Origin of the sequence: Desulfosalsimonas propionicica (genome assembly GCF_013761005.1) — a bacterium.
Taxonomy (GTDB): domain Bacteria; phylum Desulfobacterota; class Desulfobacteria; order Desulfobacterales; family Desulfosalsimonadaceae; genus Desulfosalsimonas; species Desulfosalsimonas propionicica.
In genome coordinates this window covers 1-15304 of the sequence record NZ_JACDUS010000009.1, presented here as the reverse complement: position 1 = coordinate 15304, position 15304 = coordinate 1, and the positions used below count along the sequence as shown (strand labels likewise).

Annotated in this window: 15 protein-coding genes and 1 other RNA gene; 15 read left to right on the top strand and 1 reads right to left on the bottom strand. The window is 52.7% G+C overall.

Annotated features, from left to right (window positions below):
- Positions 1–10: 10 nt before the first annotated feature.
- A complete protein-coding gene (locus tag HNR65_RS13295; protein WP_181552006.1) occupies positions 11–1363 on the top strand; it encodes an acyl-CoA dehydrogenase family protein in 1353 nt (450 codons plus the stop codon).
- Between the two features lie 4 nt (positions 1364–1367).
- Here the strand turns inward: HNR65_RS13295 and HNR65_RS13290 are convergent, their stop codons facing one another.
- Entirely contained in the window at positions 1368–2474 is a 1107-nt protein-coding gene (locus HNR65_RS13290; protein ID WP_181552005.1) for a DUF362 domain-containing protein, read from the bottom strand.
- 121 nt (positions 2475–2595) lie between these two features.
- On the opposite strand from HNR65_RS13290, the gene rodA reads away from it, so the two are divergent.
- The 14 genes from rodA (at position 2596) to tyrS (ending at position 14846) form a co-directional block, all read left to right on the top strand.
- On the top strand, positions 2596–3699 hold the full coding sequence (gene rodA / locus HNR65_RS13285) for a rod shape-determining protein RodA (protein WP_181552004.1): 1104 nt from the start codon (positions 2596–2598) through the stop codon (positions 3697–3699).
- 162 nt (positions 3700–3861) lie between these two features.
- Positions 3862–4287, top strand: coding sequence for a F0F1 ATP synthase subunit B (locus HNR65_RS13280; RefSeq protein ID WP_181552003.1), 426 nt, complete (start codon positions 3862–3864; stop codon positions 4285–4287).
- 62 nt (positions 4288–4349) lie between these two features.
- A complete protein-coding gene (locus tag HNR65_RS13275) occupies positions 4350–4889 on the top strand; it encodes a F0F1 ATP synthase subunit B (RefSeq protein ID WP_181552002.1) in 540 nt (179 codons plus the stop codon).
- A complete protein-coding gene (locus HNR65_RS13270) occupies positions 4886–5437 on the top strand; it encodes a F0F1 ATP synthase subunit delta (RefSeq protein WP_181552001.1) in 552 nt (183 codons plus the stop codon). Before HNR65_RS13275 ends, HNR65_RS13270 begins: the two co-directional genes overlap by 4 nt.
- Positions 5437–6954, top strand: coding sequence for a F0F1 ATP synthase subunit alpha (atpA, locus tag HNR65_RS13265; RefSeq protein ID WP_181552000.1), 1518 nt, complete (start codon positions 5437–5439; stop codon positions 6952–6954). Before HNR65_RS13270 ends, atpA begins: the two co-directional genes overlap by 1 nt.
- A gap of 56 nt (positions 6955–7010) precedes the next feature.
- Positions 7011–7910: an ATP synthase F1 subunit gamma gene (atpG, locus tag HNR65_RS13260; protein ID WP_181551999.1), complete on the top strand. Its 900-nt coding sequence runs from the start codon at positions 7011–7013 to the stop codon at positions 7908–7910.
- 43 nt (positions 7911–7953) lie between these two features.
- Positions 7954–9369, top strand: coding sequence for a F0F1 ATP synthase subunit beta (gene atpD, locus HNR65_RS13255; protein WP_181551998.1), 1416 nt, complete (start codon positions 7954–7956; stop codon positions 9367–9369).
- A gap of 22 nt (positions 9370–9391) precedes the next feature.
- Complete coding sequence (locus HNR65_RS13250; protein WP_181551997.1) at positions 9392–9811, top strand: F0F1 ATP synthase subunit epsilon; 420 nt, start codon at positions 9392–9394, stop codon at positions 9809–9811.
- A gap of 150 nt (positions 9812–9961) precedes the next feature.
- Complete coding sequence (locus tag HNR65_RS13245) at positions 9962–10726, top strand: sugar phosphate nucleotidyltransferase (protein ID WP_232364776.1); 765 nt, start codon at positions 9962–9964, stop codon at positions 10724–10726.
- A 55-nt stretch (positions 10727–10781) separates the two neighbouring features.
- The gene (locus HNR65_RS13240; protein ID WP_181551996.1) at positions 10782–11036 is read left to right on the top strand and encodes a cell division protein ZapB; all 255 of its coding nucleotides are present in this window, start codon (positions 10782–10784) and stop codon (positions 11034–11036) included.
- A gap of 36 nt (positions 11037–11072) precedes the next feature.
- Positions 11073–11381: a cell division protein ZapA gene (locus HNR65_RS13235; RefSeq protein ID WP_181551995.1), complete on the top strand. Its 309-nt coding sequence runs from the start codon at positions 11073–11075 to the stop codon at positions 11379–11381.
- Positions 11382–11444: 63 nt separating this feature from the next.
- A non-coding RNA gene (gene ssrS / locus HNR65_RS13230) (6S RNA) lies at positions 11445–11624 on the top strand.
- Positions 11625–11886: 262 nt separating this feature from the next.
- Positions 11887–13449, top strand: a complete 1563-nt coding sequence (rny, locus tag HNR65_RS13225) for a ribonuclease Y (protein WP_181551994.1) — start codon at positions 11887–11889, stop codon at positions 13447–13449.
- A gap of 110 nt (positions 13450–13559) precedes the next feature.
- Entirely contained in the window at positions 13560–14846 is a 1287-nt protein-coding gene (gene tyrS / locus HNR65_RS13220) for a tyrosine--tRNA ligase (protein ID WP_181551993.1), read from the top strand.
- Positions 14847–15304: the final 458 nt, after the last annotated feature.

Here is a 15304-nt window from a genome sequence, read left to right as displayed (position 1 = left end):
GGAGGGGGAGATGTTGAATTTTCAGCTCTCGCAGCAGCAGCAGCAGGTGCAGCAGAAGGCGCGCGAATTTGCCGTAAACCGGGTTCTGCCCGTTGCCGCCTATTATGATCAAAGAGATGAAACACCCGTGGACATCCTCAGGGAAGCCTTTGATGCGGGCATTTCAACCGGTGATATTCCGGAGGCCTACGGCGGCATGGGCCAGGGAATGGTGGATGGGTGTCTGGTCACCGAGGAAATCGCTGCAGCATGCCCGGGGATTGCCACTTCCCTGTTTGACAACTCCCTGGGCCTGGAGCCCCTGATACTCTGCGGCAATGAAGAAGCAAAGAAAAAATACCTGCCCGCATTCACCCAATCCTTTAATCTGATCAGCTTTGCCACATCCGAGCCCACCATGGGTTCGGATGTATCCGGCATCCGTTGTCTGGCTAAAGAAGACGGGGATGACTATATCTTAAACGGCACCAAATACTGGGTGACAAACGGGGGAATTGCCGATTATTTTACCATTTTTGCCACAGTGGATCCGGAAAAGAAACACGAGGGCATTTGCGCTTTCATTGTTGAAAAGCAGTTTGAGGGCGTGCAGACGGGGTTGGCCATCCCCAAGCTGGGACAGCGCAACTCCAACACGGCCGCGGTGCATTTCAGCAATGTGCGCGTACCCAAACAGAACATGCTTGCCCCCCCGGGCGAGGGCTTTGGCCTGGCCATGCGCACATTTTCCCGAACCCGGCCGTCGATCGGCAGTTTTGCCGTGGGTGCAGCCCGTTCCGCCATGGAGTTTGCCATTGATTACGCCAAAAAGCGCCGGGCATTCGGATCCAAGCTTGCCAATTTTCAGGCTATCCAGTTTAAAATCGCTGAAATGTATCAAAAGATCGAGGCTTCGCGCCTGCTGGTGCTGAAGGCCGCCTGGGAGGCCGACAACGGCATGGATCCCACCATTTCGGCATCTGTTGCCAAGTTTTATGCCACAGAATCGGCCGTGCAGGTGGCCAGCGAGGCACTGCAGATTTTTGGCGGGTACGGCTATACCCGGTTTTTCCCGGTGGAAAAACTGCTGCGCGACGTTCGGGTTTATCCAATTTACGAGGGCACCAGTGAAATTCAGCGGATGATTGTGGCCGGTCATGCCTTAAACACCTATGAGCCGGTCATGCCGCCCCTTGACAATCTGCCCCTGCATCGGGACCGGCACCCCGATGATGCGGGCATCGAGGGCCGGCCCGAAACCAACGCCTGGCGGTGCCGGATGTGCGGCCATGTCCATTACGGACAGGAACCGCCGGAACAGTGCCCCTACTGCTTTTTTCCGGCCTCGGCATTTGTTCAGGTGGCAGGAGACAACGCCGAATAAGATTTTAAATGGTTATCAGTTCATACTGCCGGCTGCCCAGGCCGAGTTCCTCGGCATAGGAAAGCTGACGGGTCCAGTCCACATCCGGATATACGCCCCTGAACTTGTCTGCGCCGGCATCAGTGTGGGTGGATAGACAAGAGCCGGGCAGGGCCGGTTCCTGGTTGACCAGATCCACGCTGGCCTGGTCGATGGCCACCGGATCGGTGGAGGCCACGATGCCGATATCTCTGACAATGGGGGCGTCGTTGTAGGGGACGCAGTCACAGGCAGGGGATACATGGTTGATGAAATTGATGTAAAAGGCTTTTCCGGTCTTGTTCTGCAGTACGCCCAGGGTATATTCCACCATTCGTTCGAGAAAGTCTTCCCCGGACTGTGACCACTGGATCTGGATCGCCCCGTTTTCGCAGATCAGGATGCACTCGCCGCAGCCAATGCAGCGCTCCGGGTTGATCTGTGCCTTTTCGTCGACCATGTCAATGGCTTCGGAGGCGCAGTGCTCCGCGCAGTCTCCGCAGCCGATGCATTTTTTTTGCTTGACCTTGGGGGCCAGGCCGGAGTGCTGCTCCATTTTTCCCCTGCGGGAGGCCGAACCCATGCCGACGTTCTTGATGGCCCCGCCAAAGCCGGAAAGTTCGTGACCCTTGAAATGGGCAATGGAGATCAGACAATCGGCATTGACGATTTCGGTGCCGATATAGACCTCTTTGAACCGTTTTTTGTCAATTCGAACAGCGGTTTCGGTGCGGCCGCGCAGGCCGTCGGCAATCACTAAGGGGGCATTGACCACCGAATAGGCAAAACCGTTTGCCATGGCGGTCGTCAGGTGATTGGGAGCATCCCCGCGGCTTCCGGCATACAAGGTGTTGGCGTCTGTGAGAAACGGGGTGCCGCCGGCCTGTTTTACCCGGTCCACGATATGGCCGATATATACGGGCCGAATAAACGCGGTGTTGCCCAGTTCGCCGAAATGAAGTTTCAGGGCGGCCAGTTCCCGTTGGCCGACACACCTGTCAATGCCTGCGGCATCCATTAAACGCCTCAGCTTGGCCACGCCGCTGTCCTTGTAAGTGGCGCGGAAGTCCATGAAATAAACCTTGCTTGTCATCGTTGCTCCTTTTGATTGAACTTGATTCAAAATCCTTGCAATGATTTTTGGATTGGCTTAAAAAACACCTTGATTATAAATCAAAAAACAACCAATGGCAAACACGCCCGGAAAGGCTTTCATGTTTGATCGCCGGCTTGTGCAATATTTTGACTGGTGGCTGCTGGCACTGACCCTCGTGCTTGCTGGCACTGGCGTGTTTTTGATCCAGAGTGCGGTCAATGCCGGAGACAGCAATCCTCTGGGCGGGCTGTGGATAAGGCAGATTTTCTGGCTTTGCGTCGGGCTGGTGGTGATGGCAGCCGGTTTTGTGTTTTCCTATAAACGGCTCTACAGCGCTTCCCCCTGGATTTATGCCGGCATCCTGATCCTTTTGGCGCTGGTGCCGCTGGTTGGCAAAACCATGGGCGGCTCCACCCGGTGGTTGGATTTGGGGATATTTGTACTGCAGCCCTCGGAGCCGGCCAAACTGGCGGTCATTTTAATGCTTGCCCGCTATTATGCCAGGCACGTAAGGCCCGAAGGCCTTGGTCTGCGGGCGTTGATGCCACCCCTGTTGATCGGGGCGGGGCCTTTTTTGCTGATCGTATCCCAGCCCGATCTGGGAACCGCAGGCCTTATCGGTCTGGTTGCCCTGACCATGACGCTTTTTGTGAAAATAGAGCGAAAGACCCTGCTTTTTTTGCTGGTTTTGGGATTCGGTGTCCTGCCCATGGGCTGGTATTTGCTGGAGGATTACCAGCGGATGCGCATTATGATGCTGTTTTTTCCGGAAAGCGATGCCCTGGGGGCAGGATACCACATTCTGCAGTCCAAAATTGCGGTGGGATCGGGAATGCTTTCGGGTAAAGGCTACATGCAGGGTACCCAGAACATATTTTCTTTTCTGCCCGAGCAGCACACGGATTTTATATTTTCCGTTCTGGCCGAGGAGTTCGGGTTTATCGGCTCCATTGGCCTGCTGACACTTGTTTTGCTCTTGATTGCCTTTGGATTCAACATTGCCGATGCCTGCAGGGATGCTTTTGGTACAATCCTGGCCGTGGGCATTACTGCAATGATTTTTTGGCAGAGCGTTATCAATATCGGGATGGTCATGGGCCTGATGCCGGTGGTGGGAATGCCGCTGCCGCTGATCAGCTACGGGGGATCTTCGCTGGTCACGGTGATGCTGTCTCTGGGGCTGCTGATGAATATCAGCATGCGGCGTTTTGCTACTTCATAGGGAGGGGCAAAGGCAAAAAAAAAATCAAAATTATTTGACAAATTGCGAATACGTATGGTATGAGCTGTTGCTTCAAGCAATGATTTTATGGTCATAAACAGATACTGGGGTGACAGTTTTTTTTTGCGGAAGTGACAAGTTCTTTATGCGGAGGTTTATCCTATGATCAATGTTGATGGATCGCTATTCATCCAGATGGTAAATTTTGTGGTGCTGATCTGGGCGTTGAATTTTGTCCTTTATCGTCCGATCCGGGGCATCCTTGCCCAGCGCCGGGAAAAAGTCGAGGGTCTGGAGCAGGGTATTGCCACATACGAGCAGGATCTTTCTGAAAAGGAACAGGCGATTCAGGCCGGCATCAAGCAGGCACGGGAAAAGGGGCAGAAGGAAAAGGAAGAACTTGAGGAGCAGGCTCGTGAGCAGGAACGCCGGATGATGGAACAGATCAATGAAAAGGCGCGTTCCGATATGGCTGAAATCCGGGAGCGTGTGGGGCGGGAGGTTGAAACCGTTCGGAAATCTCTCCAGCCGCAGGTTGACCAATTTGCCGACCAAATCAGCGAAAAGATACTGGGGAGGGCGCTTTGATGATACCGGAGAAAGTGAAAAAACTTAACCTACGTACAGCCCTCCTCCTTGCTGGTTTGTTTATGCTGGCGACCGCCGGCATTGTTTTTGCCGCCAGCGGGGGAAACGGGGACCATGGCGGTCCCGGCTGGGTTGCCACCGATACTTATCGGGTGATGAATTTTATTGCCTTGGTTCTGATCCTGTTTTTTGTTTTAAAAAAGCCTCTCAAGCAGTTTCTTGGTGATCGGATTCGGCTGATCAAAGAGCAGCTCGATGATCTTGAAGCCCAGAAGCAGGAAACCGAGAAAAAACTCGCCGAATACAACGATCGCCTTTCCGCCCTTAGTCAGGAAGCCGAACAAATCATTGACCAGTACCGCCAGCAGGGTGAAAACCTGAAGGAAAAAATCCTTCAGGAAGCCCAGTCAGCTGCCGGTAAGCTCGAGGAGCAGGCCCGGCGCAATATTGAAATGGAATTTGCCCAGGCCAAGCTGAAACTGGAAACCGAGGTGTTTGAGAAAGCGATTGAAAAAGCCGAGGAAAAGCTCAAACGGGAAACAACCCCTGAGGACCAGGAGAAACTTGTGCAAGAATATCTAACTAAGGTGGTGACAAAGTGAGAAGCTCAGCAATCGCAAGACGTTACGCCAAGGCCTTGATATTGATCGGCAGGCAGGACGGCCAGGCGGAGAAATACCGTGAGGAACTTCAGTCGTTTGTGGGACTGCTGAATGCACAGCCGGAATTTGCGGCAACTGTAAGCAATCCCCTCCACAGTACGGAAAACCGGAAGCGGGTGCTAAACGCCGTGCTTGCAGAACTGGACATGTCAGCCGTCATGAAATCCTTTGTAACCCTTTTGTTTAAGAAAAAGCGATTCGGTTACATTCAGGACATCAATGATCATTACCAAAGGCTTGCAGACGAATTAAAAGGTGTTGTGCGCGCCGAACTCACTTCGGCCACTGAACTTTCCTCTGATTCTTTTGAACAAATCCGCCAGTCCCTGTCCCGTCTGACCGGCAAGGAAGTGGTGGTTGAGGCCAAACAGGACCCCGAACTCATTGGCGGGGTGGTGACAAAGATTGGGGATCTTGTGCTCGATGGCAGCATTCGGACACAACTGAAAAATATGCGTGAATCTTTAAAAAGGGGTGAGAGTGTCTAATGGAAATAAAAGCCGAAGAAATCAGCCAGATTATTAAGGATCAAATCCAGGAGTTCGACAAGAAGGTAGAGCTTTCCGAAACCGGAATTATCTTGTCGGTTGGTGACGGCATCGCCCGCGTATATGGCCTTGACAAGGTCCAGGCACTGGAGCTTGTGGAATTTCCCAATGGGGTGCTCGGGCTGGCCATGAACCTTGAGGAAGATAATGTGGGTGTCGCCGTTATGGGTGAAACCACCGATATCAAGGAAGGCGACATTGTCAAGCGTACCGGCCGGATTGCTGAGGTGCCGGTGGGCGACGGCGTCCTTGGCCGGGTGCTTTCCGCAGTGGGCGAGCCGGTTGACGGCAAGGGACCCGTGGAAACCAAGGAAACACGAAGAATTGAGATGGTTGCACCGGGCGTTATTGACCGCAAAAGTGTGCATGAACCCCTCTATACCGGTTTGAAGGCCATTGACGCCATGACCCCTGTTGGCCGCGGTCAGCGGGAACTGATTATCGGCGACCGCCAGATCGGAAAAACTGCAGTAGCCATTGACGCGATCCTGAGCCAGAAAGGGCAGGATGTTTATTGCATTTACGTTGCCACAGGTCAGAAACGATCCACTGTCGCCCAGGTGGTTGCCACCCTGGAAAAGCACGGCGCCATGGAATATACCACGGTGATTTCCGCCTGTGCCTCTGACCCGGCAACCCAGCAGTACGTCTCTCCGTACGCTGGATGTGCCATCGGCGAGTATTTTCGTGACAACGGCAAACATGCCCTGATTATATATGACGATCTTTCCAAGCAGGCCGCAGCTTACCGCCAGGTCTCCCTGCTGATGCGCCGTCCGCCGGGACGCGAAGCCTATCCCGGAGATATTTTCTACAACCATTCCCGGTTGCTGGAACGCGCTGCCAAGCTAAATGATGAGCTCGGCGCCGGATCCCTGACCGCCCTGCCCATTATTGAAACTCAGGCAGGTGATGTTTCCGCATATATTCCCACTAACGTGATTTCCATTACAGACGGCCAGATTTATCTCGAACCCGGTCTGTTTTTCGCCGGTGTCCGCCCGGCCATCAACGTCGGACTCTCGGTTTCCCGGGTCGGTGGTGCCGCCCAGGAAAAGGCCATGAAACAGGTGGCCGGAACCCTGCGGCTGGATCTTGCCCAGTACAGGGAACTGGAGTCATTTGCAGCTTTTGGTTCCGATCTCGACGCGGCCACCCAGAAGCAGCTGCTGCGCGGTGAACGCCTGGTGGAGATCCTCAAGCAGCCCCAGTATCAGCCTCTTCCCCTGGAAAAGCAGGTGCTGATTCTCTACGCCGGTGCAAAGGGTTTTCTGGATAAGCTTCCCATCAATACCCTGGCCAAGTATGAGGTTGGTCTTTATCAGTTTATTGATAGCCGTTATCCCGACATTCTTTCCGGCATTTCCGAAAAACGGGAAATCACGGACGATATCGATCAGCAGCTCCAGAAGGCACTTGCCGAGTACGGCGAAGAGTTCAAGGATACGATCAAATAGGTGTTTGGCCGTTTTTAACCGCAACTGGATAACAAGCGAATAAGGCGAGTCGATATATGGCATCCTTAAAAGAAGTCAAATCCAAGATTAACGGCGTCAAAAAGACCAAGCAGATTACCAAGGCCATGAATATGGTCGCGGCTTCCAAACTGCGCGGTGCCCAGACGGCCATGGAGTCTTTCCATCCGTATGCGGAAAAATTTGCCGAGGTATTGGGAAATATTGCCGGAAAAGCCGGTGATGAGGTCAGTCCGCTTCTCATTGCCCGGGAGGAAGTCAAAAATGTACATATTGTCCTGCTCACTTCGGACCGTGGGCTTTGCGGCGGCTTTAACACAAATCTGCTTGAAAAGGCAGAATCCTTCATGGAGGAAAAGGTCAATGCCGGTGCTGATGTTTCCTTTACCGCTTTTGGCAAAAAGGGAAGGGACTGGTGCCGGAGGGAGAAATTGTCCATCGTGGACGAATACATCAACGTGGTCGGCGGTAAATTCGGATTTAACACGGCTTCAACCTCGGCGCAAAAAATCATTGATGCGTTTTTAAACAATGAATATGACGAGGTCCACGTGGTATATGCCAGATTTATGAGCATGGCCAGTCAGCCGCCGGTGGTCCAGCAGCTGCTTCCCATCCCGGTGATCGAAACCGCGGAAAGCCAGGAGCAAGTCGCTGAAGAGGAAAAGGGCTACCTGCCCGAGCATATTTGCGAGCCTTCCCCGGATGCCCTTCTCGACGAGATGCTTCCGCGTAACGTCTATGTTCAGCTATATAATGCATTGCTGGAGACGTCCACCAGTGAACACGCATCCCGGATGAAGGCGATGGATAATGCCACCAAGGCATGTGATGATATGATTGAAAGCCTCACCCTGGCATACAATAAGGCCCGGCAGGCGGCAATTACAATGGAACTGATGGATATCGTCGGCGGTGCCGAAGCCCTGCGGGGATAATCCAAAACGTCAATTCTGCGTATATAGGATAGGAGGTCGATTCATGGCAGAGAATATGGGTAAGATAACACAGGTTATGGGACCTGTGGTTGACGTCGAGTTCGAGCAGGGCAAGCTGCCGGAAATTCTGACAGCCTTGTTGATCACGAACCCGTCGATTAATGATCAGGAAGACAATCTTGTGGTTGAAGTGGCCCAGCATTTGGGTGACAATGTTGTGCGTACCGTTGCAATGGACATTACTGACGGCCTTGTTCGCGGCATGCCGGTCAAGGATACCGGCAATCCCATCATGGTTCCCGTGGGTGAACCCGCCCTGGGCCGGGTGCTCAATGTTGTGGGCCGGCCCGTTGATGGTCTGGGTCCTGTCAGCAATGAAAAAATGTCTCCCATTCACAGGCTGGCTCCGGCGTTGACAGAGCAGGATGTGTCCGTGCAGGTTCTGGAAACCGGTGTCAAAGTTATTGACTTGCTGGTTCCGTTTCCCCGCGGCGGGAAAATGGGTCTGTTCGGCGGTGCCGGTGTTGGAAAAACCGTTATTATGATGGAGATGGTCAACAATATCGCTATGCACCATGGCGGTATTTCCGTGTTTGCCGGAGTCGGGGAGCGAACCCGTGAAGGCAATGACCTGTACCATGAAATGAAGGATTCAGGCGTTTTGCCCAAGGCTGCACTTGTTTACGGGCAGATGACTGAGCCTCCCGGCGCACGTATGCGTGTGGCGCTCAGCGCCCTGACCAGCGCGGAGTATTTTCGCGACCAGGAAGGCCAGGACGTGCTGCTGTTTATTGACAATATTTTCCGTTTTACCCAGGCAGGTCAGGAAGTTTCCTCACTTCTCGGCCGCATGCCTTCGGCTGTTGGTTACCAGCCCACCCTGGCAGTGGAACTCGGTGAACTCCAGGAGCGCATTACCTCCACGGACAAGGGCTCGATTACAGCCGTCCAGTGCGTGTATGTGCCTGCTGACGACCTGACCGACCCGGCTCCGGCCACCACCTTTGCCCATCTTGACGGTACAGTGGTGCTTTCCCGTCAGATTGCAGAGCTTGGTATCTATCCCGCGGTTGACCCGCTGGATTCCACATCCCGCATCCTGGATTCCAACTTTATCGGCGAAGAGCATTACCGGGTCGCCCGGGAAGTGCAGACCACCCTGCAGCGTTACAAGGATTTGCAGGATATTATCGCCATTCTGGGTATGGAAGAGCTTTCTGACGAAGACAAAGTCACGGTTGCCCGGGCACGTAAAATTCAGCGATTTCTGTCCCAGCCTTTTCACGTGGCAGAAACCTTTACCGGCTTGAAGGGCGCATTTGTCAAGATAGCAGACACCATCCGCGCCTTTCAGGAAATCTGCGAAGGCAAGCACGATGATCTGCCGGAACAGGCTTTTTACATGGTGGGTACGATCGAAGAAGCGGTGGAAAAAGCCAAGAACATGGCTTCTGCATAATCAGTGAGAAAAGGAACTGTGCATGGCTGAAAATATTCAACTCGAAATTGTGACCCCGGAAAAATACGTGGTCAGTGAATCGAGCCAGATCGTTATGGCCCCCGGCACTTTGGGCGAATTTGGTGTCCTTTCCGGTCATACGCCTTTTCTGACTTCACTTCAGGTGGGCAAGGTGCGCTATCGGAATGAAAAGGGCGATGAACACTACGTTTTTGTAAGCGGTGGATTTGCCGAAGCACTGCCCGATAAAGTCACCATTCTGGCCGAATCCGCCGAACGTTTAGAAAACATCGATTATGAGCGGGCCAAGGATGCCTATGAGCGGGCACAGCAGCGTCTGGCGGGTGACAAGGAAGATGTGGACTTTGCCCGGGCCCGGGCGGCGATGCAGCGGGCCCTGACGCGCATGAACATTGTGCAGGGCAGTGGCTCCACCCACTAGCCAGCGGCGCCGATGAACACGGACTGCCGTGTATCACTGTATTTTACAATAAACCCCGATTCTGCTCGGGGGAATAGAATACGCAAAAAGGGCAATGCCATTGATATGGCTTGCCCTTTTTGCCTTGTTTCACAGGCTTAGGGTTTAGAAATGATATCTGGTCAGGATAAACACAATATTCCTCCTATGGTTGCAGCCATTGTCCTTGCAGCCGGCAAGGGAACCCGGATGAAATCGGAAAAGGCCAAGGTGCTCCACCCGGTTGCGGGCAGGCCGATGATTCTCCATGTTGTTGATGCGGCTTTGGGCGTGGCCGGAAATATCGTGGTCGTGGTCGGCACCCAGGCCGATGAAGTTAAATCCATAGTGCTTTCCCACGCGACCGTGGATTTTGCCCTTCAGGCAGAGCAGAAAGGCACGGGGCATGCGGTGTTGTGTGCAATGCCGGCTTTGCCGGAAAATGCAGACCATGTCATGATTCTGTGCGGCGACGTCCCCCTGATTTCCAGGGAAACTCTGGCCATGCTGGTTGCCCGGCATACCGGAAATGGTCAGGATATCACAGTGCTTGCCGCCAAAGTGGAGGATCCAACCGGCTATGGAAGGCTTAAGCAAAATGCGGATGGAAACGTGGCATGCATTGTGGAAGAAGCGGACGCAACTGTGGCCGAAAAAGCGATTACCACTATAAATACCGGAATCTATATCGTCGACCGCCTCTTTCTGGAAACCGCGCTTATGCAGATCAATACGAACAACTCGCAAGCTGAGATGTATCTCACCGATATTGTAGGAATTGCCGTTGACTCCGGCAGGCGGGTGGGGCTGATGATCTGCCGGGATAATCGTGAAGTGATCGGCATTAACAGCCCCAGGGATCTCCAAAGTGTCGAGTCCCTGATTTCATCACAATGAAAAGCCTTGACTTTCTTTGTTGTCAACCTTATATACCAAATAAAGAGGTGAGATAGTGGAAACTGATGAAGTGATGCATCAGCTGGATACGCTTCAGGAAAAAGTGGAACACTTGATTGAGCAATGTCAAGCACTTCAGCGAAACAATACCGATTTGCAGGCCAAAGTGCAGCAACTGGAATCGGAATTGGATCAAAAGACTGAAGCTGAGAATCAATTTTTACAGCAAAAGACGCAAATTCGATCCAGAATCGACGATTTACTGGCCAAGCTCAACAATGCAGCCGAAACACCGTCCCCGGAAGAATAAAAGGGACTACAAAAGCGGTTGCCAGGCAGGGTGATTATGCCTTCGTTGGAACAGATCATTACAATAGAGCTTTTGGGCGAATATTTTAAATTCCGGGCTGATAAAGACAGTCCGATGGATGCGCGGGAAGTGGCCGACTATTTGGTTGACGAGGTTCACCAGGTGGCCTCACGATTTCCCGCGCATGCGCAGAAAACCAATAAGCTTGCCATCGTGGTGCTCGCAGCTTTAAATGTTGTCAAACAGCACATGGAGTTGAAGCAGGATCACGACGAACTTTTACAGTCTGTGGCCAACCGTGCCTTGACAATGGACCGGATGATTGCGTCAAGCCAATGCCATTGATGGCTTGTTTGATGTGTCATTGCTTAGAGCAAAAATATGCGCCGTGAAACATGGAGATGAAATAATCCCCTGCTATGTTCGTGATTGAATAGTGCCCCTTGACCCAACACCTATGAAAAAGGGAGCCTTCCCTGGCTTTGGTGTGCAAGTTCCGCATGTACGGAAAAGCCTGAAGAAGTCATAAGGCGCCCACCTCAATGAGCCCGGTTCAAGGCTCTTTCAACACGGCGTGGCGGGGGTTATTTTCCCGCCAAATTTTACGGTGACTGGCTTTTTAAACTGTGCAGGAACTTTTGCTCTTCTTTGCTTTTCCATCAGCTGCATCACGACATTCTTTCCCGTTGACCACCTCAAATCAACCGCACCATTTACAGATGCATCAATAGTGATTTTGATTCTCAGCCAATCGTTGAGAAGATGGTGTTGTGACACAAAACAAACACACCCCGGGACCCTTTGCCGACATCTCAGGGCCTCCGTTGGATCTTATGCTTAGGGGGCAAGAATGGATGGAATTTATATTTTAATGTTCATTGCAGGCGCTGCGCTGGGCTTTGGCGCATCGCAACTGCTCCGGCACCGGCTTGCAGGCCAGAAGATAGCCGATGCCGAAGAAAAGGCTAAAATGATCGTTGAGGCTGCGGAGCGCAAGTCTGATTCCTTGATCAAGGAGGCACAGCTTGAGGCCAAGGATCGGCTTTATAAAATGAAAAGCGATTTTGACGCCGAAACCGCCGAAACCCGCGACGAGCTTAAAAAACAGGAAAAACGCCTGCTTTCCAAGGAAGAAAATCTTGACAAGAAAAACGAGCAGATAGAGCATCAGGCAAAAGAAAACGCACGCATGGAACGCGAACTCCAGGAACGGGAGTCGGGCATTGCCAAGCGGGAAAAACACTACCAGGATCTCATAGATGAGCAGAAACGTCAGCTGGAAACCATTTCCGGCATGACGGCCGAGGAGTCCAAGGAACTGCTTATGCAGTCCATGGAAAATGAAGCCCGGCACGACAGCGCCAAGATGATTAAGCGGATCGTGGCCGAGGCAAAGGAAAATGCGGACAAGGAAGCCAAAAAGATCATGGCCACGGCGATCCAGCGCTATGCTGGAGATTTTGTTGCCGAGCGCACGGTTTCCGTGGTGCAGCTCCCGGATGATGAAATGAAGGGCCGGATCATCGGCAGGGAAGGACGAAATATCCGGGCCCTGGAAGCGGCCACGGGAATTGATCTCATTATTGACGATACGCCGGAAGCTGTGATTCTATCCGGGTTCAATCCTGTGCGCCGGGAAGTGGCCCGCCTGTCTCTTTTGCGTCTGATCGAGGACGGCCGGATTCATCCGGCAAGAATCGAGGATGTGGTCAAGAAAGTGGATCAGGAAGTGGAGGTCACCATCAAGGAGGCCGGAAGCCAGGCCGCATTTGATCTGGGCGTGCACGGCATTAACAATGAGCTGATAAAATATCTGGGCCGGTTGAAGTTTCGCACCAGTTACGCGCAAAACGTGCTTCAGCATTCCATAGAGGTGGGCTTTCTGTGTGGGGCCATGGCAGCGGAACTGGGCCTGAACGTGAAAATGGCCAAGCGTATGGGTCTGCTCCATGACATCGGCAAGGCCATTGATCACGAGGTGGATGGCAATCATGCCGAAATCGGTGCCAGGCTGGCCAAGAAGCATGGTGAAGCCCCCAAGGTGGTCCATGCCATTGCCGCCCATCACGAGGATGTAACCCCTGAATCCGTGTATGATCTTCTGGTGCAGGCAGCAGATAGTCTTTCCGGCGCCCGGCCTGGAGCGCGCAAGGAATTGCTCGAAAATTACATCAAGCGCCTCGAAGACCTGGAGGGCATTGCCAAGGAGGCCAAAGGCGTGGCCAATGCCTATGCGATTCAGGCAGGCCGGGAGCTTCGGGTCATCGTGGATGGGGGCAAAATGTCTGATGATGATGCCGTGATTCTTGGAAAAGACATCGTTAAAAAAATCGAGGAAAAACTAACCTTTCCAGGCCAGATCAAGGTAACGGTCATCCGTGAGACCCGGGCCGTGGAATACGCCAACAAGTAAGCCAGAGCCGGTACAGGTGCGGGCTTCTATAGTCCCGGCACCCGTGATTCGCAGTAAAATCAGCGATCAGGGAAGCACATAACCCAATCAGCCTGAAAAGAACCACTGCCATGAATGTATTGGAGACACTCCGGGAGCGGGGCTTTGTTGAAGCCACCACACATGACGAACAATTGGGGCGGGAACTGGAAGAAAACGCGCCCGTAACCTGTTATGTCGGATTTGATCCCACCGGATCGAGCCTGCATGTGGGTCATCTGCTGCCGATCATGGCCCTTTCCCATATGCAGCGCGCCGGCCATCGGCCCATCGCCCTGGTTGGCGGGGGTACCGGCCTTGTGGGCGACCCGAGCGGTAAAACCGAAATGCGTCAGCTTCTGACCCTGGAAATGGTTCAGGAAAATGCGAATGCCATCAAGGGGCAGCTGTCCCGGTTTATCGCATTTGACGAAGGTAACGCCGAACTGCTAAACAATGCCGACTGGCTGGTGGACCTGCGATACATTGAATTTTTACGAGATATTGGCCGCCATTTTTCGGTTAACCGGATGATCAAGGCCGAAAGCTACCGGGTGCGCCTGGATTCTGAAGAAGGGTTGAATTTTATCGAGTTTAACTACATGCTGTTGCAGGCCTATGATTTTTTAAAGCTCTATGACAGCCACGGATGCCGGCTGCAGATGGGCGGCAGCGATCAATGGGGCAATATTGTGGCCGGCATTGATCTGATTCGGCGCATGCGCCAGGCAGAAGCCTACGGGCTGACCTTTTCCCTGGTGACAACCAGCAGCGGTGCCAAAATGGGCAAAACCGCCCAGGGTGCTGTCTGGCTGGATCCCGGTCGGACGAGTCCCTATGAATATTACCAGTACTGGGTCAATACCGACGATCGGGATGTGGTCAAGTTTTTGTTTCTTTTTACGTTCCTGCCAGCTGAAGAGATCCGGGCTGTCCAGAACCTCAAGGATGCCGACATCAACAATGCCAAGGCGGTGCTGGCCTACGAGGCCACATGCCTGGCACATGGCCGCCGGGCAGCGGTCAATGCCTTTCAGGCAGCCTCACAGATGTTTGGCGCACGGCGCATTGACGAAACCCTTTTGCCGTCAAGCGAGATTCCAAGGCAGCCTTTGGATCATGACGCTGGTGTGCCAAGTTCGGTGTTTGACAAAACAGATCTGGACCAGGGCATTCCTGCTTTCAAGCTCTATCAGCAGGTTGGGTTGAGCGATTCGGCCAGTGCCGCACGCCGTCTGATCAAACAGGGGGGCGCTTATATCAACGGCCGCCGCATTGACCGGCAGGATTACATGGTCAGCGCAGAGGACCTTGAAGACAATGAGATCGTGCTGCGGGCGGGCAAGAAGAAGTACCACAAAATCAAGATCCAGGGCTGATTTGTAGATGAAGGATTTTTTTCTTGACACATCTGGATGCTTAGGGTAGAAGTTTAATTCTTCACATGGGCAAAGCCCTTGCGGGGAGGCGGCGCAAAAAAACATAAGATTTGTTCTTGACTGGGCCGTGGATTTGATTATAATTGGAAATAAGCTTGAACATGGAATCTGCTCTCCTCTGACCGAAAACATACGGTCTCGATTGTTTGCGATTACCTGATTGATCTTTCCAAAAAAAAACAAAATAAGGCTTGACACTGCCTTGTTTTGCAGATAGAAAGAATACTTTTGCCCGGAGCTGTTTATCCGGCAGGTCTTCTTGATCTTTGAAAACTAAATAGTGGCAATAAGCGGGCCAAGTTGATTTTTATTTTCGCTTATCCGTATTTATAAGATACGTACGATTTAAGTGGAGAGTTTGATCCTGGCTCAGAATGAACGCTGGCGGCGTGCTTAAC